The organism is Nocardiopsis changdeensis, assembly GCF_018316655.1.
GTDB classification, from domain to species: Bacteria; Actinomycetota; Actinomycetes; order Streptosporangiales; family Streptosporangiaceae; genus Nocardiopsis; species Nocardiopsis changdeensis.
On sequence record NZ_CP074133.1, the window covers coordinates 3811309 to 3832439 of the forward strand.

The 21131-nt window shown below is 71.8% G+C and carries 23 protein-coding genes and 1 pseudogene; 22 read left to right on the forward strand and 2 right to left on the reverse strand.

Annotation, left to right across the window (positions count from 1 at the left end):
• Nucleotides 1–90 precede the first annotated feature (90 nt).
• The 6 genes from KGD84_RS17345 to KGD84_RS17370 all read left to right on the forward strand — a co-directional run bounded on the left by KGD84_RS17345 (nt 91) and on the right by KGD84_RS17370 (nt 6735).
• A complete protein-coding gene (locus tag KGD84_RS17345) occupies nt 91–1206 on the forward strand; it encodes a FecCD family ABC transporter permease (RefSeq protein ID WP_370634523.1) in 1116 nt (371 codons plus the stop codon).
• Nucleotides 1206–1988, forward strand: coding sequence for an ABC transporter ATP-binding protein (locus tag KGD84_RS17350; RefSeq protein WP_220561469.1), 783 nt, complete (start codon nt 1206–1208; stop codon nt 1986–1988). Before KGD84_RS17345 ends, KGD84_RS17350 begins: the two co-directional genes overlap by 1 nt.
• Complete coding sequence (locus KGD84_RS17355) at nt 1985–2998, forward strand: ABC transporter substrate-binding protein (RefSeq protein WP_220561470.1); 1014 nt, start codon at nt 1985–1987, stop codon at nt 2996–2998. Before KGD84_RS17350 ends, KGD84_RS17355 begins: the two co-directional genes overlap by 4 nt.
• 222 nt (nt 2999–3220) lie before the next feature.
• The gene (locus KGD84_RS17360) at nt 3221–4405 is read left to right on the forward strand and encodes an alcohol dehydrogenase catalytic domain-containing protein (protein ID WP_220561471.1); all 1185 of its coding nucleotides are present in this window, start codon (nt 3221–3223) and stop codon (nt 4403–4405) included.
• 58 nt (nt 4406–4463) lie between these two features.
• Entirely contained in the window at nt 4464–4871 is a 408-nt protein-coding gene (locus tag KGD84_RS17365) for a ChaB family protein (protein WP_220561472.1), read from the forward strand.
• Between the two features lie 58 nt (nt 4872–4929).
• On the forward strand, nt 4930–6735 hold the full coding sequence (locus KGD84_RS17370) for a thiamine pyrophosphate-requiring protein (protein ID WP_220561473.1): 1806 nt from the start codon (nt 4930–4932) through the stop codon (nt 6733–6735).
• Between the two features lie 93 nt (nt 6736–6828).
• Here the strand turns inward: KGD84_RS17370 and KGD84_RS17375 are convergent, their stop codons facing one another.
• Nucleotides 6829–7683, reverse strand: coding sequence for an SDR family oxidoreductase (locus KGD84_RS17375; protein WP_220561474.1), 855 nt, complete (start codon nt 7681–7683; stop codon nt 6829–6831).
• A 192-nt stretch (nt 7684–7875) separates the two neighbouring features.
• On the opposite strand from KGD84_RS17375, the pseudogene KGD84_RS17380 reads away from it, so the two are divergent.
• The 9 genes and pseudogenes from KGD84_RS17380 to KGD84_RS17420 all read left to right on the forward strand — a co-directional run.
• A pseudogene (locus tag KGD84_RS17380) lies at nt 7876–8346 on the forward strand (catalase); the annotation flags it as partial.
• Between the two features lie 99 nt (nt 8347–8445).
• Nucleotides 8446–8655, forward strand: coding sequence for a hypothetical protein (locus KGD84_RS17385; protein WP_220561475.1), 210 nt, complete (start codon nt 8446–8448; stop codon nt 8653–8655).
• Between the two features lie 82 nt (nt 8656–8737).
• Complete coding sequence (locus KGD84_RS17390; RefSeq protein WP_220561476.1) at nt 8738–9046, forward strand: hypothetical protein; 309 nt, start codon at nt 8738–8740, stop codon at nt 9044–9046.
• Between the two features lie 122 nt (nt 9047–9168).
• Nucleotides 9169–9393: a hypothetical protein gene (locus KGD84_RS17395; RefSeq protein WP_220561477.1), complete on the forward strand. Its 225-nt coding sequence runs from the start codon at nt 9169–9171 to the stop codon at nt 9391–9393.
• A 655-nt stretch (nt 9394–10048) separates the two neighbouring features.
• Nucleotides 10049–10933 carry a hypothetical protein gene (locus tag KGD84_RS17400; protein WP_220561478.1) on the forward strand — a complete coding sequence of 295 codons (885 nt, stop codon included), beginning with the start codon at nt 10049–10051 and terminating at the stop codon, nt 10931–10933.
• Between the two features lie 30 nt (nt 10934–10963).
• Nucleotides 10964–12934, forward strand: coding sequence for a hypothetical protein (locus KGD84_RS17405; RefSeq protein ID WP_220561479.1), 1971 nt, complete (start codon nt 10964–10966; stop codon nt 12932–12934).
• Between the two features lie 250 nt (nt 12935–13184).
• On the forward strand, nt 13185–14321 hold the full coding sequence (locus tag KGD84_RS33600; protein WP_220561480.1) for a hypothetical protein: 1137 nt from the start codon (nt 13185–13187) through the stop codon (nt 14319–14321).
• A 65-nt stretch (nt 14322–14386) separates the two neighbouring features.
• On the forward strand, nt 14387–14635 hold the full coding sequence (locus tag KGD84_RS17415; protein WP_220561481.1) for a hypothetical protein: 249 nt from the start codon (nt 14387–14389) through the stop codon (nt 14633–14635).
• A 140-nt stretch (nt 14636–14775) separates the two neighbouring features.
• Nucleotides 14776–15249, forward strand: coding sequence for a hypothetical protein (locus KGD84_RS17420; protein WP_220561482.1), 474 nt, complete (start codon nt 14776–14778; stop codon nt 15247–15249).
• Between the two features lie 39 nt (nt 15250–15288).
• Here KGD84_RS17420 and KGD84_RS17425 read toward each other — a convergent pair whose 3' ends face one another.
• Entirely contained in the window at nt 15289–16404 is a 1116-nt protein-coding gene (locus KGD84_RS17425) for a hypothetical protein (protein WP_220561483.1), read from the reverse strand.
• A 441-nt stretch (nt 16405–16845) separates the two neighbouring features.
• On the opposite strand from KGD84_RS17425, the gene KGD84_RS17430 reads away from it, so the two are divergent.
• The 7 genes from KGD84_RS17430 to KGD84_RS17460 all read left to right on the forward strand — a co-directional run bounded on the left by KGD84_RS17430 (nt 16846) and on the right by KGD84_RS17460 (nt 21105).
• Nucleotides 16846–17352 carry a flavoprotein gene (locus tag KGD84_RS17430; protein WP_220561484.1) on the forward strand — a complete coding sequence of 169 codons (507 nt, stop codon included), beginning with the start codon at nt 16846–16848 and terminating at the stop codon, nt 17350–17352.
• A gap of 14 nt (nt 17353–17366) precedes the next feature.
• Nucleotides 17367–18575 carry a helix-turn-helix domain-containing protein gene (locus KGD84_RS17435; protein WP_220561485.1) on the forward strand — a complete coding sequence of 403 codons (1209 nt, stop codon included), beginning with the start codon at nt 17367–17369 and terminating at the stop codon, nt 18573–18575.
• A gap of 115 nt (nt 18576–18690) precedes the next feature.
• Complete coding sequence (locus tag KGD84_RS17440) at nt 18691–19080, forward strand: hypothetical protein (protein WP_255646625.1); 390 nt, start codon at nt 18691–18693, stop codon at nt 19078–19080.
• Nucleotides 19077–19259: a hypothetical protein gene (locus tag KGD84_RS17445; RefSeq protein WP_220561486.1), complete on the forward strand. Its 183-nt coding sequence runs from the start codon at nt 19077–19079 to the stop codon at nt 19257–19259. Before KGD84_RS17440 ends, KGD84_RS17445 begins: the two co-directional genes overlap by 4 nt.
• A gap of 318 nt (nt 19260–19577) precedes the next feature.
• Nucleotides 19578–19991, forward strand: a complete 414-nt coding sequence (locus KGD84_RS17450) for a hypothetical protein (protein ID WP_220561487.1) — start codon at nt 19578–19580, stop codon at nt 19989–19991.
• Between the two features lie 53 nt (nt 19992–20044).
• Complete coding sequence (locus tag KGD84_RS17455) at nt 20045–20512, forward strand: hypothetical protein (RefSeq protein WP_220561488.1); 468 nt, start codon at nt 20045–20047, stop codon at nt 20510–20512.
• A 50-nt stretch (nt 20513–20562) separates the two neighbouring features.
• Nucleotides 20563–21105 carry a MucR family transcriptional regulator gene (locus KGD84_RS17460; RefSeq protein WP_220561489.1) on the forward strand — a complete coding sequence of 181 codons (543 nt, stop codon included), beginning with the start codon at nt 20563–20565 and terminating at the stop codon, nt 21103–21105.
• Nucleotides 21106–21131: the final 26 nt, after the last annotated feature.

Consider the following 21131-nt stretch of genomic DNA (forward strand, 5'->3'; position numbering starts at 1 on the left):
CTCCCACCGGGGACGTACGCCCTCTACTATGACAACCGTTGTCATTTCCACAACGTGGCGCGACCGCGCCCCGACCCTCCAGGAGCACGGGTGTCCCCGACCCCAGCACCCCCGCTGACCGCACCGCCGCCCACGGCACCCGCACACCCCTCCGGCCCGCGCTGGCTCACCACCCCCGCCGGCACCGCCACCGCCGCCGCCGTCCTGGCCCTGCTCCTGGCCGCGTCCACCCTGCCCGCCATCGGCCTGGGCACCGCCCTCGTCCCGCCCGCCGAGACCGCCCGCTACCTGTGGGCCGCCCTCACGGGCGGCACCATCACCCCCGACGAGGTCACCCGCTACCAGATCATCTGGAACATCCGCACCCCGCGCGTCCTGCTGGCCGCCCTCGTCGGCGCCGGCCTGGGCGCCGTCGGCGTCGCCGTCCAGGCCCTGGTCCGCAACCCCCTCGCCGACCCCTACATCCTCGGCGTCTCCTCCGGCGCCTCCGTCGGCGCGGTCACCGTCGGCGTGCTCGGCGCCCTGGCCGCGCTGGGCCCCTACGCCGTCTCGGCCGGGGCGTTCGCCGGAGCGCTGGCCGCCACCCTGCTGGTGCACCTCATCGCCCGCACCGCGGCCGGGATCACCCCGCTGCGCCTGGTCCTGACCGGCGTCGCCCTCTCCTTCGGGTTCCAGGCCGTCATGAGCGTCATCGTCTACCTCGTCCCCGGCAACGAGGCCACCTCCACCGTCCTGTTCTGGACCATGGGCGGGTTCGGCGCCGCCACCTGGGGCTCCCTGCCCGTGGTCGCCGTCCTGGTCCTGGCCGGACTGGCCGTCCTGCACTCCCTGGCCCGCCGCCTGGACGCCACCGCCCTGGGCGACGAGACCGCCGCCAGCCTGGGCGTGGACACCGACCGGCTGCGCCGCGTCCTGTTCCTGGTCACCGCCCTGATGACCGGGGCGATGGTCGCCGTCAGCGGCGCCATCGGGTTCGTGGGCCTGGTGGTCCCGCACGTCGTGCGCATCCTCGTCGGCGCCGCCCACCGGCGCGTCCTCACCGTCGCCCCGCTGGCGGGGGCGGTCCTCATGGTCTGGGTGGACCTCGTCTCGCGCACCGTCGCCGCGCCCCGCGAGCTCCCGCTGGGCGTGCTCACCGCCCTCATCGGCGTCCCGGTGTTCCTCGTCCTCATGCGCCGCCGCGGCTACCTGTTCGGAGGCCGCTGATGCGGTTGAGCCTGGACGGCCTCACCGTCGCCATCGACGGCGCCACCCTCGTGCACTCCCTGTCCCTGGACGTCCCCGACGGCTCCGTGGTCGGCCTGGTCGGCCCCAACGGCTCGGGCAAGTCCACCGCGCTGCGCTGCGTCTACAGGGCGCTGCGCCCCACCGGCGGCACCGTCCGCGTCGGCGGCGACGACCTGGCCTCGCTCAAGCCCCGCGAGGGCGCCCGCCGGGTCGCCGCCCTGACCCAGGAGAACGGCAGCGACCTCGACTTCACCGTCTCCGAGGTCGTGGCCCTGGGCCGGGTCCCGCACCAGAACGGCAACGGGCCGCTCACCGCCCGCGAACGGGAGCTGTGCGCGAACGCCATGGACGCCATGGACATCGCCCACCTCGCCCACCGGGGCGTGCTGACCCTGTCCGGCGGCGAGCGCCAGCGCGTCCTGATGGCCCGCGCCCTGGTGCAGGAGCCCCGGGTGCTCGTGCTCGACGAGCCCACCAACCACCTGGACGTGCGCCACCAGATCCACCTCCTGTCGCTGCTGCGCGAGGTCGGCGCCACCACCCTGGTCGTCCTGCACGACCTCAACCTGGCCGCGGCGGCCTGCGACCGGATCGGCGTCCTGAGCGGGGGACGGCTGGTGGCCGCCGGGGCCCCCGCCGAGGTGCTCACCCCCGACCTGGTGCGCGAGGTGTTCGGCGTGGAGGCGACCGTGGTCCCCCACCCGCTGACCGGCGCGCCCCAGCTCCTCTACCGGCTCACCCATCAGGAAGGCACCCCGTGAACCACCCTCCCCTCCCCCTGCGGCCGCTGGCCGCCGTGTCCCTGGCCCTGGCGGCCCTGGCCGCCACCGGCTGCGGCGCCCGGGTCGAAGAGGACCCCGCGCAGGCGGGCGCGGCACCCGAGACCGCCACCGTGAACCGCTGCGGCGAGGAGGTCGAGTACACCGTCCCGCAGCGCGCCGTGGCCTACGAGGGCGGCAGCGCCGACAAGATGTTCGCCCTGGGCCTGACCGACCACGTGCACGGCTACGTGATGCCCCCGGCCAACCCCCCGGTCACCGAGTCACCCTGGGCCGACGAGTACGCGCGGGTCGAGTTCCTCAGCGACGACCTGCTCAACCGCGAGCTGGTCGTGGACGCCGAGGCCGACTTCGTGGTCGCCGGGTGGAACTCCGGGTTCAGCGACCAGCGCGGGATCACCCCGGAGATCCTGGACGGGCTCGGCATCCAGAGCTTCATGCACACCGAGTCGTGCTTCAACTACCCCGGCTTCCCCGAGCGGGTCACCCCGTTCGAGGGGCTGTACACCGACCTGGAGCGGCTCGGGGCCATCTTCGGCGTGGAGGACCGGGCGGCGGAGCTGGTCGCCGACTACCGGGCCCGGGTCGAGGCGGTCCAGGAGCAGGCGCCCCAGGGCGACCCGGTGCCGGTGTTCCTCTACGACTCGGGCACCGACCAGGCGTTCACCGCCGGGTCCCAGGTGCCGCCCAACGACATCATCCGCTTCGCGGGCGGGGAGAACGTCTTCGGCGACCTGGACGAGCGCTGGACCCAGGTCGGCTGGGAGGCCGTCGTGGAGGCGCGGCCCGAGGTGGTCATCATCCTGGACTACGGCGACCAGCCCGCCGAGGACAAGATCGCGTTCCTGAAGGAGCTGCCCGCGCTGTCCGACGTCCCGGCCGTCGCGGAGGAGAACTTCTTCGTCCTGGACTACAACGAGGGCATCTCCGGGCCGCGCAACATCGACGGCCTGGAGAAGTTCGCCGAGTACCTGCGCGAGCACACCGCCTGACCGGACCCGGCGCCCTCCCCGCACCCCCGCCGGGGAGGGCGCCGCCCCCCTCCCGCCGCGCTCCGCCGCACACGCCCCCGGCCGCCCCGCCCGGCCCCGGGCGCCCCGCCCGGCCCCGGGCGCCTCGGTGTTCCCTCCGGTGTCCCGGTGTTTCCCCCCGGGGCGCCCGGGTAGTGGCCCGCCCACGACGGAACGAAGCGCCTGCGGCCACGAGGAGGGGGCATGAAGGCTGTCGTCTGGAACGGCACCCGCGACGTGCGCGCCGAGACGGTGCCCGATCCGCGGATCGAGGAGCCCGCGGACGTGATCCTGCGGGTCGGCAGCTCCGGGCTGTGCGGCTCCGACCTGCACCTGTACGAGGTCCTGGGACCCTTCATGCACGAGGGCGACATCCTGGGGCACGAGGCCCTGGGGACCGTCGAGGAGACCGGCCCGGGGGTGACCTCGCTGGCGCCCGGAGACCGCGTGGTGATCCCCTTCCAGATCTCCTGCGGCCACTGCGCCATGTGCGAGAGCGGCCTCCAGACCCAGTGCGAGACCACCCGCGACGACGGCCAGGGCACCGGCGCCCCCATCTACGGCTACAGCTCCCTGTACGGATCGGTCCCGGGCGCCCAGGCCGAGCACCTGCGCGTGCCCCGGGCCGAGGCCAACGCCATCCCCGTCCCGGCCCAGGGCCCCGACGAGCGGTACCTGTACCTGTCCGACGTGCTGCCCACCGCCTGGCAGGCCGTCCGCTACGCCGACGTCCCGCCGGACGGCTCCGTGGCCGTCCTGGGGCTGGGGCCCATCGGCGACATGTGCTGCCGGGTGGCCCGCCACCTGGGCGCGGGCCGGGTCTTCGGAGTGGACCCGGTGCCGGAGCGGCGCGCCCGCGCCGCCGCCCGCGGCGCCGAGGTGTTCGACCCCTCCGACGGCACCGACGGCCTCATCGGCGAGATCCGCGAACGGACGCGCGGCCAGGGGCCCGACGCCGTCATCGACGCCGTCGGCCTGGAGGCGCAGGGCCACGGCTCGGCCCGCCTGGCCCAGCGGCTCACCTCGTTCCTGCCCAAGGGCGCCGCGGCCAAGCTGATGGAGACCGCCGGCGTGGACCGGCTCGCGGCCCTCCAGACCGCCATCGAACTGGTCCGCCGGGGCGGCACCGTCTCCGTCATCGGGGTCTACGGCGGCACCGCCGACCCGCTGCCGATGCTCACCATGTTCGACAAGCAGATCCAGCTCCGCATGGGGCAGGCCAACGTGCGCCGCTGGGCGCCCGACATCCTCCCCCTGCTCGACGACAGGGACGTCCTGGGGGTGGAGGACTTCGCCACCCACCGCGTCGCCCTGGACGACGCGGCCGACGCCTACGCCATGTTCCAGGCCAAGCGGGACGGGGCCGTCAAGGTCGTCTTCCGTCCCTGAACACCGCGCCCGCGCACGACACCCGCACCACGACACGCACACGAGGGAGGTGGGTCCCATGCCCGGGACCCGGGAACTGCCCGACACGCTGCGCAGGTCCTCCAAGAAGGCCCAGCGCACCTGGATCAAGGCCCACGACTCGGCCGTGGACCAGTACGGCGAGGGCGAACGCGCCCACCGGGTGGCCATGGCCGCCGTCAAGCACTCCTTCGAGAAGGTCGGCGACCACTGGGAGGCCAAGGACGGCAAGGGGGCCTCCGACTCCCGCGCCTCCGACCCCGGCGCGAAGAACCGCAAGGGGTCCGAGGGCACCGCCGGGGGCGTGGACGCCAACGCGAGCAAGGACCACCTGTACGAACAGGCCCGCCGCCTGGGCGTCCAGGGGCGCTCCAAGATGACCAAGGCCGAACTGGTCGACGCCCTGCGCAAGGAGAGCGGCACCCGCACCAAGCGCGCCCGCGGCTGACCGGCACCGACCCGCGGGGCCGCGCACCGACCGCGGCCCCCGCACCCCAGGGGGAGACATGACGCAGAACGTCGCCGACCACCTGCTGCGCCGGCTGTCGCAGTGGGGCGTCACCAAGATCTTCGGCTACCCCGGTGACGGGATCAACGGCCTGGTCGCCCAGATGGGCCGCCTGCCGGAGGGGCCCCGCTTCGTCCAGAGCCGCCACGAGGAGATGTCGGCCTTCGAAGCCGTCGGATACGCCAAGTTCGGCGACGGGCCCGGCGTGTGCCTGGCCACCGGCGGCCCCGGCGCCATCCACCTGCTCAACGGCCTCTACGACGCCAAGCTGGACCGGGTCCCGGTCGTCGCCATCGTCGGCCAGGCCGACCGCACCGCCCTGGGCGGCTCCTACCAGCAGGAGGTGGACCTGCACTCCCTGTTCAAGGACGTCGCCGCCTACCAGGCCACCGTCACCGTCCCCGAACAGCTGCCCAACGTCCTGGACCGGGCCGTGCGCACCGCCCTGGGCCGCTCCGCGCCCACCGTCCTGATCATCCCCGGCGACGTCCAGGAACTGGACTACACGCCGCCCGAGCACGCGTTCAAGCACGTGCCCTCCAGCGCGCCCGACCGCCTCCACGAGCACCCCCGGACCCTGCCCCCCGTCCACGCGCTGGACCGGGCCGCGCAGGTCATCGACGCCGGGGAGCGCATCGCGATCCTCATCGGCCAGGGCGCGCGGGGAGCCGGCCAGGAGGTCCTGGACCTGGCCGACGCCACCGGCGCCGGCATCGCCAAGGCGCTCCTGGGCAAGGACGTGCTCCCCGACGACCTGCCCGAGGTCACCGGCAGCATCGGCCTGCTGGGCACCCGCCCCTCCTGGGAGCTGATGCGCGACTGCGACACCCTGGTCATCGTCGGCTCCAACATGCCCTACACCCAGTTCCTGCCGCCGTTCGGCCGCCGGGCCGTGCAGATCGACACCGACCCCGGCGCCATCGGCATGCGCTACCCCACCGAGGTCAACCTGGTGGGCGACGCCAAGGCCACCCTGCGCGCGCTCCTGGAGCGCCTGGACCGCCCCGACGAGCTCACCGGGCCGCGCCGCCGCTGGCGCACCTCCATCGAGGAGGGCGTCGCACGCTGGTGGGACGTCCTGGACGCCCAGGCCCGCATCCCCGCCGACCCCGTCAACCCGATGCTGATCGTGCACGAGCTCTCCCTGCGCGCGCCCGACGACGCGGTGATCACCGCCGACTCCGGGTCCGTCACCAACTGGTACGCGCGCCTGCTCAAGATGCGCGCGGAGATGCGCGGCTCCCTCTCGGGCACGCTGGCGACCATGGGGTGCGCCGTCCCCTACGCCATCGGGGCCAAGTTCGCCCACCCCGACCGGCCCGCGATCGCCCTGGTCGGCGACGGCGCCATGCAGATGAACGGGCTCATGGAGATGCTCACCGCGCGCCGCTACCACGAGCTGTGGGACGACCCCCGGCTGGTGGTGTGCGTCCTGCACAACAACGACCTCAACCAGGTCACCTGGGAGCTGCGCGCCATGGGCGGATCGCCCAAGACCCCGTTCTCCCAGGACCTGCCGGAGCTGTCGTACGCGGCCTTCGCCGAGCAGGCCGGGCTGGTCGGCATCACCGTGGACGGCCCCGACGGCGTCGGCCCGGCCTGGGACCGGGCCCTGGCCGCCGACCGGCCGGCCCTGATCGACGTCCGCTGCGACGCGGACATGCCGCCCATCCCGCCCCAGGTGGACCGCGAGCAGCTCGTGGACACCGTCAAGGCCCTGCTGTCGGGCGACCCCGACCGGCGCGGCGTGGCGGTCCGGGGCCTGGCCGCCAAGGCCCGGGAGTTCTTCCCCGGCAGCGGCTGACCGCGCCGGCCGGGCACACCGCCCGGCGTCGCGGGGCACCGCCGGACACGAGGGGGCGGGGCGAACCGGGTCCGCCCCGCCCCCCGCGCGCGGTCAGCCGGCCTGGATCTCGCCGCCGGTCGGCGCCAGCGTCTCCCCCGTGTAGTACGACGACAGCCGCCCACTGGCGAAGAACACGTAGGAGGGCGCGATCTCGTCCGGATCGGCCGCCCTGCCCATCGGCGCCTGCTCCCCGAAGCCCTCGGCCCCCTTCTCCCCGAGGGTGGCGGGGATGAGCGGCGTCCACACCGGCCCGGGTGCCACACAGTTCACCCGGATACCGCGGTCCATGAGGGCCTGGGAGAGCGACAGCGACAGGTTCATCACCGCGGACTTGCTCGCCGCGTAGTCGATGAGCGTGTCGTTGCCGCGCAGCCCGTTGATCGACCCGGTGATGATGATCGACCCGCCCTCGGGGATGTGCGGCACGGCCTCCCGCACCGTCCAGAACACCCCCATGACGTTGACGTCGAACGTCCGGCGCAGCTGCTCGGTGGTCAGGTCGGTGATGTCCTCCACCGGCGCCTGGGTGGCGGCGTGCTCGACCAGGACGTCGATCCCGCCGAGCTCCTCCACCGCCCGCTCCACCAGGTGGGAGCAGTACGACTCGTCGGCGAGGTCGCCGCGCACCCCCACGGCGCGCCGCCCCTGCTCCTGCACCAGGCCCACCGTGTGCTGTGCCTCGGCGTCCTCGCTGAGGTAGCCGAACACCACGTCGGCCCCCTCCTTGGCGAAGGCCACCGCGGTGGCCCGGCCGATGCCCGAGTCGGCTCCGGTGATCAGGGCCCGCTTCCCCTCCAGGAGCCCGCTGCCCCGGTAGTCGCGCATCTCGTCGCGCGGCCGGGGATCCATCGGCTCGGTGCGCCCCGGATAGGGCTGGCTCTGCGCCGGCGGACGTTTCTCGGTCATCACCGATCCCCCCTCTCCTCTTCCCGCGTGCCACTGCCCGGTTCCCCCGCCTTCACACATGGTCCGGGCGGCCGCCCGGGCCGCCGGGAGCCCGTCCGGGCGCACGGGCGTGTCACGCGTTTGCCCGGGGCCCGAACCGGTCAGTGGCACCCGGACGGAGCCGGAGGCCACGGCTGTGAGCAGGGGGTACAGATGAACGACGAGACGCGCGACGCCAAGGACCGGGCGCTGGACGCCGCCCGCACCGATTCCGAGGGTCCGCTGACCACCGACACCGGCGTACGGGTGGAGGACACCGACAACTCGCTCTCCGCCGGAACGCGCGGGCCGACGCTGCTGGAGGACTTCCACGCCCGGGAGAAGATCACCCACTTCGACCACGAGCGCATCCCCGAACGGGTCGTGCACGCCCGCGGCGCGGGCGCCTACGGGCACTTCCGCCCCTACGAGGGCCTGTCGGACGTGACCGCCGCCCACTTCCTGAGCGGGCCGGACGTGGTCACACCGGTGTTCGTGCGCTTCTCCACCGTCGCCGGGTCGCGCGGCTCGGCCGACACGGTGCGCGACGTGCGCGGGTTCGCGGTGAAGTTCTACACCGAAGAGGGCAACTACGACCTGGTCGGCAACAACATGCCCGTGTTCTTCATCCAGGACGGGATCAAGGCTTAACCCCCGACTTTCGCTCCTGGTAGCGGCCCTATCGCGGCGACTGCAACGCCGGACAGGGCCTAGCCCGAACCCCTGCTAGACCAGGAGCAGAGCATGACCCCCACCATACCCCCGAGCGTCCTTGACGCCGTTTCCCGCGCGATGGAGTTCGCTCTCGCGCACCCCCACGCCCTCCCCGTCGCCGGCTTCGCTGCGCTGGCGGGTTTCTTCTGGGTCGTGTCCCGTCTGCTGGCCCGCCGCGTCCCGGTGACGCTGAACGACCGCGCCGCCGCCGAGGCCGACCGGGCTCGCCGTTCCTCCTGACGCGCCCGTGTGGTGCCCGCGCCGCCTCCCGTCCTGAGGCGGCAAGGGGACCAAACGGTCCACCCCCGAGAAGGAGAGCCTTGTGGCCACCAAGTACAAGCAGTCCGCCCTCGGCAGTGAGCTCCGCGCGATCGCGGACGCCCACCCGGGCGTGACGGTGCACCCGAACAGCCCGGTCGGCCCGTACACGCGCGCCGTGCTGTGGACTGCCATCGTCGGCCGCCGCCAGTTGCGCGGACAGGCCCTGTGGGAGCCCGACCCCGGCCAGTGGACGGTGCGGGCGTTCGACGAAGCGGACCCTGCCGGGACGGTCCAGTACGTCTACCCCGCCGACAAGGCCGGCATCCCGAACGCGATCACCGAGGTGCTCGCCCGTTTCAGGCGGATATGAGAAGCGACCCGCCCTATTCCACCAAGAACCCGGGCGGGCCGCGATTCCCCGCATCTGCAAGACGAGAGGAGGTTCCCAGCATGACACTGACGGCGACATCACGCCAACCGCAGGGGGCCTCCATGCGCACTCTCGTCCTGTTCACCTACATCGTCGCCGCTGGGTGGGCTGCATGGTCTCAGCGCGACACCGCCTGGTTCGTGCTGCACGCGACCGGCTGCCTGGCTGGGGTGTGCGCGATGAGCCAGGCCCTGTCCTATGCGGCGGCTCTGGGCGAGCTGGACGGCCCGGACGACACCGTCGATCAGACCGACGAGTACATCGAGAGGACGGAGTGGGATGACTGAGCCCACGCAGGACACTGAGACGGCGTCGCCTGCTCCCGCCCCGGCCGCGGAGGAGCCCAAGGCTCCTGCCGAGAAGTCCCCGAAGGCCACGGGCCTGCCGATCGGCCAGATCGCCGTTGGTGGTCTCGGCGCGACCGTGCTGGGGTCCGCTGCGCTCGCCAGTGTGGTCGGCCCTGCCGGGTGGTTGGCTGCTCCTGTGGCCGCGACCGCCGGGGGCGCGGCGTACATCGCGCACCGGCGCCGCAAGAAGAAGGGCGGCACCAAGGGGATGCGGACGGAGAAGACCACCGTCACCCGCGGGTCCACCGGGACCGCCCGCATGGGCGGGCTGGGTGGGCGCATGCCGGGGCTGGGCTCCGGGCGCACCGCAGGCAAGGTGTCATCGTCCCGATCCGGCGGCGTGGGCACTGCGGGCGTCGGCCGACGTTCTGGCGTCGGCCCGGCGGGGGGCTCCTCCCGGGGTTCGTCGCCACGCGGCGGTTCTCTCCGCAGGCCGTCCCGTCCGGGCTCTCCCGGCAGCGGCTCCCGTGGCAGCACTCCTCGCTCTGTCTCGCCCCGTGGCGGCCTGTTCCGCCGCAGCGCCGGCGACACCACTACCGCGAAGCGCAAGAACCCCCCGACCAGCGGCACCGGAGGCCGCACGACTGGAGGATCTGTGTCCAAGTCCCGGTGGGGCGGCGCACACCCCACCACCCACAAGCCCGGCCTCAGGGGCCGGATCGGCCGGAGTGCGGCGCGCGCCCGCGACTGGGCCGACGACAAGACCGGACGCCGAGCGTCCGGAGCGTGGAACGCCGCGTCCGGGCAGTCCTCGTTCAAGGCCCGCCGCCGGGCAGCCGCCGCGGCAGCACGCAAGAAGGGCAGTACCCGGATCGGCGCGTCGATCCTCGCGTTCATCGCCGCCCTGTTCGCCCCCCGCAAGAAGCCCACCCGCCCCCGGAGTACGAAGGAGACCCCGGCTGGGCAGTACGCCCGCGACGGTTACACCCTCGGGGCCGAGGTCCCCGGACACCCCGGGTCGTACTACGCAGACCCGCGGGATACCCGTCCCGGATATGTGGACCGTCGGGGCCTGGGCCCTGACCACCCCGGCTACACCACCGGCGACTACGACGCCAACGTCGACCCGCGCACGTGGAATGAGCGAGTCGCCGCTGGCGACGTCCCCGGATTCAGCACCAGCACGCACACAGGAGGAACCACCATGGCTCTGCCCGCCGCCAGCATCGCCGCCGACATGGCCGCCGCCATGTCCCGCTACGAGCCCGCCGACGCCTACCAGATCGTCCCTGACTCCCGGCAGTGGGTGGACGTGCCCACTCAGGTCGCCATGGCGGTGAAGGCCTACGCGGACCGCCTGGAGGGCGCCCGCTTCCCCATCAACTCCGCGATCAACGACAAGCTCCGGGAGTTCGCGACGGCGATCGCTCAGACCCGGCAGATCGCGGAGGAGATCGAACCGCTGATGCGCCGCGCCCACGAGGACGACCTCGCCCGCCGGGAGTCGCCGCGCGGCGACGAGTCCAAGTGGAACATCTGACCCGCCCCAACGTCTGAGAGGAGGCCCCCGATGGCCACCTGGTCACTCGCCACCGACAACGTCCTCGGCAACGCCACGACGGCCGCTATCGGGCTGGCCGCGACCGCCGCCGGAGCCGACGCGCTGGGGTTGCACCCGCTCGTCGGTGTCGGCGTGGGAGCCGTCGGGGCGCTCTCCTCTATCGTGACCGGCGGCATGGCGCCCCCGGAGCGGGTCACCGCCGCTCTGGCGCGGTGGGCTGGCGCCGGGGGTTGGATGGCGTGGGCGCTGGCCGGGGACCCGTGGACGGTGCTGGGCATCGGGTCGCTGGTATCCGGGTCGGTGCTCGGCGCCAGCCTGGGGCCGTGGTTGAAGCGCCGCGCGAAGGCCCCCGCGAAGGAGCGCAGCAGCGGTGGCATCGTGCTCGGGTCCGTCGCCAAGGAGAACGCCGAGTGGCAGACCCGGATCGTTGAACGGGGCGGACAGCCTTTCCGCGGCACCGTCGTGGAGGCCGTCACCAAGTGGGACAACCGGATGGGCGAGGACGTGCGCGTGTGCCTGCCCAAGGCGGGCGCCACCGTCGACCAGCTCCGCCACCTCGCCCCCGGGCTCGCCGCGGACGCCAACCTCCCCCACGGGTGCAGCATCGAGGTCATCGAACCCGCCGGCGAGGGGCAGCGCACCGTCATCATGCGCGTCCCCACCCGCGTCCTCACCGCCCTGGACGAAGGGCACCCGCTGTGGGAGGAGCAGCGCAGCATCCTCGACGGGGTGCCGATCGGCGCCCACCCCAACGGCGACACCACCGAAGGCCCCATGCGCGAGGAATCCTGGCTCATCGTCGGCAAGAAGGGCGCCGGGAAAACCACCCTGCTGTGGGGCATCACCGCGACCGTTGGGATGTGCCGGGACGCGCTGGTGTGGCACATCGACCTCAACGGGGGCGGGATGACGCAGCCGTGGGTGGACGTGTGGCTGGACGGGCGTGTGCAGCGCTGCCCGGTGGACTGGGCCGCCCCGAACCTGGATGAAGCCATCCGCATGGTGAAGGCCGCGGTGCGGATCGCGAAGCACCGCAAGATCGCGTACCGCAAGCGCAAGAAGGAGCACAACACCAACCTGCTCCCGGTCGGCGCGGACCTGCCGGAGATCGTGATCATCCTCGATGAGGGCGCCGAAGCGATGGCCGCCGCCGGGAAGGGCCAGGTGGTGGAGCTCGCGGAGACGCTGGAGCAGATCCAGCGCATCGCCCGCAACGAAGCCGTGAACCTCGTCCTGTCCGTCCTGCGCGGTACTGGCGACCTGGTGCCCGCGGCGATGTCCACCCAGACCGGGGTGGGCATCTGCATGAAGGTCCGCCAGCAGAAGGAGATCGCCGCCGTTTTCGAGTCGGCGTGGGAGCTCAAGCTGCGCCCTGAGCACCTGACCGCGAAGGGCGCCGGGTGGATCGGTGTGGACGGTGACCTGCCGACCCGCTACCAGGGGTGGAACATTCTGCCGGATGACATGGAGCAGATGGCGTTGCGGATCGCGGCGGTGCGCCCGGATCTGGATGAGGCGTCCGCGCAGGCGGCGGGCGAGGACTACGCCACCCGGTACGAGCGGATGCGGCAGCTGTTCACGGAGGACGCCGAGATCGTCGAGGACGAGCCCGCGCCCGCCGCAGCCACCACGTCCAGTCGGGCGACGGCGGACTGGGACCTGTTCGGCACCGGCCCCTCCCCCGCGCCGGCGCCTGCCGGGCCCGCACTGGGCGTGGGGGACGACGGGATCGAGGACGCCGTCATCGTCGAGGACGACATCCTCGTCGGTGCGCTGCGGGTCATGGCGGACCTGGGGGCAGACCGGGCCACCCGCGACCAGCTCGCCGCCCGGCTGACGGGCGGGGACGAGGCGTTGCTGCGGTCGCGGATGACGGCCGCGGGGGTGTGCCCGGTCCACTCGCTGAAGGTCGATGGGAGGGACGCGCGGGGCTGGTACCGGCGCGATATCGAGGCGGCGATGAGCGTGACACCGGCGTGACGGCGGGGGTGTCACGGCCGTGACACCGTCACCGCGTGACAGTGGCCGTGACGGCCCTGACCTGCGGTGACACCGTGACACCACCGTCACGGGGAGGGGGATAGGCGCCCTCCAGGGCCCCCGGGAGGGGGTGTGCGGGGCGTGACGTCACGGGCGTCACGGGCCGCGGAAGACAGTCAGAAAACAGCGTGACCCGCCCCGGAATCGAACCCCACGGGCGGGCCACTTACCCCAGAAGGGCAGTTCCATCATGGCACCTACGACGACCCCGCCGTCCGACGACGTGGCGCTGGCGGAGATCCGCGAGTTCGAGTACCGGCTGGGTGAGCTACCGGGCCGCAATCAGCTCATGTCCGAGTTCGGGTGGGGCGCTTCCCGGTCCACCCGGTTGCTGGGCCTGTACAAGGAGCAGCGGGAGGACCGGTCCGGGTGGGGGCGGTCCGACTACCCCGGTCCGGGTCCGGTGGATGGTCTGGAGGAGTCGGTCCGGTCCGAGACGGATCAGGATGGCGGTCCGCAGTCCGGTCCGGTCGGGGACGGTGTCCCGGTCCGGCCTGAGGAGTCCGCGGACCCGGTCCGGCCGGTCCGGTCTTCCCGGTCTACTGAGGCGCCGGTCCAGTCCCCCACGGTCCGGACCGGGCAGCCCTCTCCGGACCGGTCCTCCCAGTCCGGTAGCGGCCGGGCTGCGGCCCCTGAGGGCCAGTCCGGGTCTGGTCCGGTCCGCCAGTCCGGGCAGGTCACCGACCAGACCGGCGCCGTCCGGCCCACCCCCCAGTCCGAAGAGGCGGCCCCGGTCCAGCCTCAGCAGACCGCCCCCGTAGCCCGGGTCCAGGCCGACGCTCCCCCGGTCCACCAGACCGCGCCGACGCCGGACCGGACGGACCAGACCACAGGAGACAGCGAGCAGACCACCGCTGGCCAGACCGGACCGCAGACCGGCGGATCGGACCGGCAGCCCTACGGACTGATCGCCGCGACCCTCGCCATCAGCCTGTCCGCGTTCACAGCGGTCTGGGGCGGCTGGGTCGGACTGGGGAGGATGGTCGGGTTCGGGCCGGTCAACCTGTTGCCCGGGATCGGCGACGGACTGGTCGTGGACCTCGCGATTACCCTGCCGATCGGTATCGAGGCGTATGCGGCGGCGGCCCTGTGGGTCGCGGTCGGCGGACTGGTCCACGGGCGTGGCCGGTGGTTCGCCGGGGTGTCTGCGGGGGCCGCGCTCGGTTTGGGTGCGTTTGGGCAGGCGGTCTACCACCTGCTGGAGGCGCAGGGGCACCACGCGGCGCCGGACTGGGTGGTGGTGTTCGTTAGCATCCTGCCGGTGGTGGTGCTGGGTGCGGCGGGTGTGCTGCTGCACCTGGTGCTGGAGGAGCGCAAGTCCCGGTAGCGGGCTTCTCTGTCGCCTGTCTTCGGGCGGGCGGCGGGGTGGCCTTCTACCTCCTGGAGCCCCCTGTGTCTGCCCCTACCGAGTTCGTCCCCCGTCGTTCCCGCTCCCCGCTGTCCCGCCGTTACTGGGCGGCCATCTACCTCATCCGCCGCTTGGTGTTCCTCGCCCTGATCCTGTGGTCCGCGATCACGTGCGCCGTCCAGTTGGCCGGCCCGCACCCTGTCGCTGCCGGTGCCGGTCTGGTGTGCGCGTTGGTGGTCCTGTACGTGCAGGGCGGGTGGGTGTGGCGGCGGTACCGGCGGTGGGTGACGTAGACTGGCTCCGACATCCTTCCCGGCGGGAGGACGTGAGCGTGGGCCCCGCTTCGGCGGGGCCTTCTGCGTGTCCGGAACCGGCCACGGGCTTGGGGTCGGGGTAAGCCCGACCGGACGCGGAGCGCGGGATCATGGGCGGCATGAGCAACCCCGAGTTCGCCGAGAAGCTGACTGAACCCGTTCGGAAGATCGTCAACAACTTCGTACACAACCACCCTGGCCTACAGGTCACCGATGATCTCAAGGCGGCCTTCAGGCAGGCCTCAGGTGTTGACGATTTCGCGCGACGAATGACGTGGGGGGCCCTCAACGGGCGGACTTACGGTGAGCTTGAGAAAGCCGTTGAGGATGACCTGGTCGCGGCTGAAGCTCTGCCCCCAGAGGAACGGGAGGAGGCTGTAACTAACATCGTGCTCCACGCGGAGCTGAAGGCTCTGAGGGAGGAGTCCCGGCAGACGCGATCGGATCTCGTTCATCTGAGGGAGGAGAACGAGGAGGCGAAGAAGGCAACGGCGAAGGCGGAGAAGCGCGCAACGCGGCAGTTCTTGATTGGCTTTGTCAGCGGAACGGTTCTCGGCTTGGCGGGCCTTGCGGCCTCGTTCATAGCTGGGTAGGCGTGGGGCCGCCCGACGTGCGCCGGGCGGCCTACGGGGTTACAGCCGGAAGTCGTCGGTGCCGTTGCGGATCTGCTCAGCGGTCACGACGGGAGCGAGCGCCCCGGTGACGTCCTGCGGGCGCGGGGACGCCAACAGGGGCTCGTCGTACACGTCCTGGTTCTCGGGGTTCCTGTACGGCTTGTAGGCGCCCTTGTTGATCCGCCGGTAGTAGGCGCCTGGGTCATCGCTGTACGCGCGCTGTGCGGGCCTCTCGGGCGCTCCCAGGAGCCGCGCAAGGTCCGGGCGTGCCTTCTCCCCCGCCGCCGCGAGGTGCGACCGCAGACGAGCGATGTCCTCAGGGTCCCCGGCCTTGATCTCCCCCGCGCACAGGGCGCACCCGTGCGGGGGCATGTCCTGCTGGTGGTCGCCGCACACCGTCACGGTCGGCGGAGCGGAGTGGCGGCGCACATGCGCGAGGTCTCCGAGCAACAATCGCTCTTCCCGGTTGGTCACCCACCACACGAGCGACCGGATGCGCCCGCCCCTGCCGTCGCCTTGCTGCTCGATGTAGTCCACGACCATGCGAGCTTCGTCGTCGGTGCAGCCCAGTCGTTCGATGACGATGCTCTCAGGAGTCTTCGTCTTCTTCTCAGCGACGGGAGCGGGCTCACGCTCAACGTGACCGCTCACCGAAGAAGAAGAGATGGTCCTTCTAGATGCATCCTTCTCCATGGTCCTTTTAGAAGACTGCCCGCTTTCGGACTTCCCGGGCTCGGGCTTCTCGCGCTCGGACTTCCCGAAACCGGGCAGTCCGAGAGAGTCGTCTCCCGAGGGCTCATCCGAGGTCTCCTCGGGGAGGTTCTGCGGGGTGTCGTAGACGTCCACGTGCGTGACCCACTTGCTGCCCTCTCGGACCTTGGTGCGCACGAGGTACCCGAACTCCTCCATCTCGTTGAAGGCGTTGAGGAACGCGCGCTTGCCGGGGGCTGCGTCGCCTCGGATGGCTCGGGCGTCTTCCCACATCTTGAGTGCGGTCGCGCCTTCGTAGTCGTCCGTGTTGGAGAGGAGGCGGAGGAGGATCAAGCGCGCCATCTCGGACATGCGCTCTTCGCGAAGGATCGCGTTGGGGGCGATCGTGAAGTTCGCGGTGTGCTTGGTGCGGTGCACCTTCATCGCGTACCTCCCTTGGGGAGGTACGACGTTGTGACCCGAGAGGCATGCCCTCGATTCGGGTCACCGACTATGATGTGACTAAGCTTCATGCCTAGCCGCCCTTCCTGCTGACTCAGGATCGGTGGTCAGAGCCCGTGTCGGTGCTGGTAACACCGCGCGGGCTCGCTTTATGTGGTTGTGGGCCCATTCTACCCCGTGTGCACGTGCAGCGGGAGGACAGGAAAGCCCCCGCGAAGGCGGGGGCAGGGCAGGTCATCCCTTCTTTTTCGGTCCCCTCGGGCGCGGAGCACCACCCCGGACACCCGCTGACCCCTTGGGCCCTGCCGCACGGCGGGGCCCACACCCATGCGCGCCCAACAAAAACGGGCCCCGCCTACGCAGCGGCGGGACCCGTTTCGCGAAACACCCTACCCCCCACACCCCCACCCCTACACTGCCCACATGGCGAAAACCCTCTACCTCGTCGTCTCCGGCGCCCCCGCCCCCGAAGGCACCCCCGAGCTCGCCAGGACGCTCCAAAGCGACGGCTGGCAAGTGGTGTGCATGTCCACCCCCATGGGCGTCCGTTTCCACGACACCGCCGAACTGGAGCAGCTCACCGGAGCGCCCGTCCGCACCGAATACCGGATGCCCGGACAAGGCGAAGGCTCCCCCAAAGCCGACCTCGTACTCGCCTGCCCGCTCACGTTCAACTCCACGAACAAGTTCGCCGACGGACACTCCGACAACTTCGCCCTCGGGCTCCTCTGCGAAATGGTCGGCTACGACGTCCCCACCATCGTCGTCCCCCACTGCAAACCCCAACTCGCCTCCCACCCCGCGTTCCAGCGCTCCCTGGCGACCCTCCGGTCCATCCCCGCCGTCACCCTCGTCTACGACCACCACGCCCCCTACGAATCCCGCCTCCCCACCTGGGAACACCTACTCCAGGTCACCCGTACTCTCTAGACAGGAGGCCCGGCGTGGACGCAGCCACCAGGGGCCAGATCATCCGCTCCCACCGCCGCCGGCGCGGCTACTCCCAAACCGTCCTCGCCGGCCTCGTGGGACGCTCCGAGTCATGGCTGTCCCAGGTCGAGCGCGGCAAGCTCGCCGTGGACTCCCACGAGGTACTGTCGCGGCTCGCCGACGTCCTACGGCTCCCCCTGTCCGAGCTCACCGGATCCGAACCCGAGGCCGCCCCCGTGCGCTACACGCCCGCTGCCGACATCGAACGCGCCATGATGCGGTACACGTCCCTGGAGGTGATCGTCGCGGAGACCGGCCGCGAGGACCCGGTGGACGTGGCCCGGCTGCGCTCTGAGGCGCACCGCACCTACGCCGCCTACCAGGCCACCCGGTACGGCGAGGCGGGGCGGAGGCTCCCCCGGCTGATCCGGGACGTGGAGGCGGCGGCGAGGTCCCGGGGTGCGGACCGGCCGGCGGTGTGCTCGGCGCGGGCGATGGTCTACAACACCGCTGCTGCGGTGCTGCGGCGGGTGGGTGCCACGGATCTGGCGTGGCAGGCGGCGGACCGGGCGATGGCCGCCGCGGAGTGGGCGGACGAGACGCTGCTCGCTGCGGTCGGCGCGTACCGGCTGTCCTATGTGTTCATCAGCCGCGGCAACCCGGATGTGGCGGCGGAGCTCGCTATGGGTGCGGCGCACGCCCTGGAGCGGCGGATGCACCCGGGCACCCCGGAGGAGCTGTCGGTGTACGGGGGTCTGCACTTGGCGGCGGCGACCGCGGCGGCGGCGGAGTACGACCGTGCGGCGGTGCCGCGGTTCCTGCGGCAGGCGCAGCGGGCAGCGGACCGGCTCGGCACGGACCTGAATCTGCACGGGACGGCGTTCGGGCCGACGAACGTCGCCATCCACACCATCAGCACGAACGTGAAGGTCGGGGACGCGCGCGCCGCCGTGGCGGCCGGCGAGGACCTGGACGTCGCCAGCCTCCCTTCCGGGCTGGTGGGTCGACGGGCACAGGTGCACCTGGACCTCGCGCGCGCCTACACCCAGACCCGGCAGGATGCCGCGGCAGTGAACACCCTGTTGGAGGCGGAGCGGATCGCCGCTGAGCTGGTGCGCCACGACCCGTCGACGGGTGCGGTCATCACGGAGCTGTTGCGGCGGGAGCACCGCAGGTCGACTCCGGAGCTGCGGCCGTTGGCGCAGCGCGCCGGGGTCGCGTAGCGTCCGCCTGCTTCCGTTGGGACCCGCAGGATTCTGCGGGTCTTTTACCTTTTCTGGGCTGCGAAACCGTGCGGGGTTTCCGGCTTACCGTCGTGCCCACTGAGAGGGGTGAGGCATGACGGTCGACGAGTACAGGTACACGGGTCCGCTCGCTGTGGTCGCCGGCGCGTACCCCGACTGGGAGATCAGCCGTGCTCCCCGCGCCGACCGTCCTGCGGCGTGGGTGGCGCGGCGGGGCACGGTGACGCTGTCCGCACCCACCGCTGCGCATCTTCTCGCGCGTCTGGAGGACCACACCCGTGATGACGCCGAGCTGGCACGCCTCCAGGAGGAGTACGGCCAGACCTACCGGGTGTGGCGTACCGCCGACTGGTGGATGGGCACCGCGCTCACCGATGGCATCACCCCGACGCTGATGGAGCCGACCGCCACGGCACTCGAAGCCCGACTCCGCAACCCCGGTCCCCGGTACGGGGCGCCGTTCCCCAGGGAGGCACACCCATGAGTCCGCACCGACGCCACACCGACCCGTCCGAGGACCCCATCCCGGACGACCTCACCAAGGAAGAGAAGGAAGCGGTCCGCCTCCAGGGCGAGCGCATCGCCGCCGCCCGAGCCGCTGGAGTTCCGCTGCTGGGTGAGGACGGCCGCCGCCGGGGTGAGGACTACGACTTCGGTAGCTGACCTACCGGATTAGACGCCGAAACCGTCTCGAGGGGATCGGCACGCCCACCAGATGTGGGCACGGGGCGGCGGTCACCCGTCGCCCCACCAAGCTCCCGCGTCCCTACACCGCTGAGGTGATCAAAGCGCGGGGAGGGCCCCGGGCTGGGAATCCGGGGAGGGTCCGGTGGGGAAGCATGGCCGGACCCGGCCCCCGTCGCATGCCAGCGGCGGGGGTTTCGCGTTCTCCGGACAGGGCGGGCACTGGCGGCGATGATGGCGAGGAGGGTTCTTAAGATCCCCTTGACAAGAGACCTTAAGGACCTTAAGGTCTTACTCATGAGCAGCAAGCACTACGGCATCGAGCAGGCCCGGAAAATCCTCGGAGACCTGGCCCTCGAAGTCCAGAGGACCGGACAGCCGATCATCCTCACCCGCGGCAACAGCCGCACCCCCATCGCCCAGATCACCCCCCTGGAGAACACCATGACCACCTACATCGCCGCCGTCGGAACCGCCTCCGATGTTGTCGCCGGAGACTACACCGACGTCGCCGTCGGAACCGCCGACGAGAACGGCAACATGACCGACACCCTGGTCCTGGACCCCGTCGAGACCACCGCCCGTACCGACGCCGACATGGAGGACATCCAGGACGCCGCGGACGCCACCCTCGAAGCGCACGGCTGGACCCGCGTGGGCGCGTGGGACATCGCGGACAACGCCCTGTACGCCACCGTCGCGCGCGTCTAGCACCTCCTGCTCCCCGCCACGCAGGGATGTCGTCGACCACCTGAAGGAGGCCCATGGTGCCCGAGAAAGACACCGGAGAAGCACTGGCCATTGTGCGCACAGCGCTCGCCGAGGACTACCCCGATGCCAGCATGCAGCCCGCACCCGGCGGCCCCAGAGGCGCGGTTCGGGTGGCCCCGGCAGGGCGGTACCCCGCAGATGATCTACCGGCCGCCACGCGCTGGCGTGTCCAGGTGTCCCGCATGGCCACCGACCTGGAGGGCGCCGGAGCGCTCGTGGAGGTAGCGCCCGACAAGACGCACCTGATCGCTGTCCCCCGCACCGGAGAGATCGCCACCTACGCCACCAGCATGGACGCCGGTGACAACTGGCATCTGATCGGTGCGCCCGGCTACACACGATGCGGCAAGCGGAAAAAGGCGTCCTGGCTACTGGAGAAGCTGCCCGACGACCAGGTGTGCGAACCGTGTCGCACCGGACCTGCCATATTGTCTCGCCCGGAAGACCGGGGCATGCTGTAACACCCGTGGCAAACCCCTCCTCCGGGAGGGGTTTCTGCTTTCATGCACCCATGACCCTCCAGTACGGCGACCCCGATGGGCACGGTGTCCACGGGCAGCTCACCACCGGAGCCGACGGTGGCCTCATCTGCCACGAATGCGGTGCCGAACGACAGTTTCTCGGCCGTCACGTCCGCGAGCACGGCATGTCCGCCGACCAGTACCGGGAGCGGCACGGGCTCGGGCGTGCCACCCGGCTCGTGTCCGCCAGGCTGCACGCCACCCTGTCCACCAAGGGTCTTGAGCGGGTCGGATCTCCGGCGTGGGCCCGGTTCGAGGCGGCACGCGACCCGGACGCAGCGCGCGAGGAGGCCCGCCAGGCCCTCAAGGAACCCCTGAGGCCACAGTCTGTGCAGTCGTGGACCAAGGAGGCGCTGGCAGCCGCGCAGGGTCGCAAGAAACGCTTCTGCGAGGTCCCCGGCTGCGGACGCCCCCATGCCGCGAACGGGCTGTGCCGCACCCACCGGGAACGACTGAAGCGCACTGGGGACGTTCAGGCGCACATCCCCGTGAGGCCACGCAAAGGCGGCCCGGGGTCGAAGAAGGAGAGCTGACCCCGGGCACAAGGAAAGCGCCCCTC

Coding starts and splice junctions, on each gene's coding strand:
- KGD84_RS17350 (WP_220561469.1), top strand. CDS start 1,206: ATGCGGTTGAGCCTGGACGGCCTCACCGTCGCCATCGACGGCGCCACC.
- KGD84_RS17360 (WP_220561471.1), top strand. CDS start 3,221: ATGAAGGCTGTCGTCTGGAACGGCACCCGCGACGTGCGCGCCGAGACG.
- KGD84_RS17365 (WP_220561472.1), top strand. CDS start 4,464: ATGCCCGGGACCCGGGAACTGCCCGACACGCTGCGCAGGTCCTCCAAG.
- KGD84_RS17370 (WP_220561473.1), top strand. CDS start 4,930: ATGACGCAGAACGTCGCCGACCACCTGCTGCGCCGGCTGTCGCAGTGG.
- KGD84_RS17375 (WP_220561474.1), bottom strand. CDS start 7,683: ATGACCGAGAAACGTCCGCCGGCGCAGAGCCAGCCCTATCCGGGGCGC.
- KGD84_RS17385 (WP_220561475.1), top strand. CDS start 8,446: ATGACCCCCACCATACCCCCGAGCGTCCTTGACGCCGTTTCCCGCGCG.
- KGD84_RS17395 (WP_220561477.1), top strand. CDS start 9,169: ATGCGCACTCTCGTCCTGTTCACCTACATCGTCGCCGCTGGGTGGGCT.
- KGD84_RS17405 (WP_220561479.1), top strand. CDS start 10,964: ATGGCCACCTGGTCACTCGCCACCGACAACGTCCTCGGCAACGCCACG.
- KGD84_RS33600 (WP_220561480.1), top strand. CDS start 13,185: ATGGCACCTACGACGACCCCGCCGTCCGACGACGTGGCGCTGGCGGAG.
- KGD84_RS17420 (WP_220561482.1), top strand. CDS start 14,776: ATGAGCAACCCCGAGTTCGCCGAGAAGCTGACTGAACCCGTTCGGAAG.
- KGD84_RS17425 (WP_220561483.1), bottom strand. CDS start 16,404: ATGAAGGTGCACCGCACCAAGCACACCGCGAACTTCACGATCGCCCCC.
- KGD84_RS17430 (WP_220561484.1), top strand. CDS start 16,846: ATGGCGAAAACCCTCTACCTCGTCGTCTCCGGCGCCCCCGCCCCCGAA.
- KGD84_RS17440 (WP_255646625.1), top strand. CDS start 18,691: ATGACGGTCGACGAGTACAGGTACACGGGTCCGCTCGCTGTGGTCGCC.
- KGD84_RS17445 (WP_220561486.1), top strand. CDS start 19,077: ATGAGTCCGCACCGACGCCACACCGACCCGTCCGAGGACCCCATCCCG.
- KGD84_RS17450 (WP_220561487.1), top strand. CDS start 19,578: ATGAGCAGCAAGCACTACGGCATCGAGCAGGCCCGGAAAATCCTCGGA.
- KGD84_RS17455 (WP_220561488.1), top strand. CDS start 20,045: ATGGTGCCCGAGAAAGACACCGGAGAAGCACTGGCCATTGTGCGCACA.
- KGD84_RS17460 (WP_220561489.1), top strand. CDS start 20,563: ATGACCCTCCAGTACGGCGACCCCGATGGGCACGGTGTCCACGGGCAG.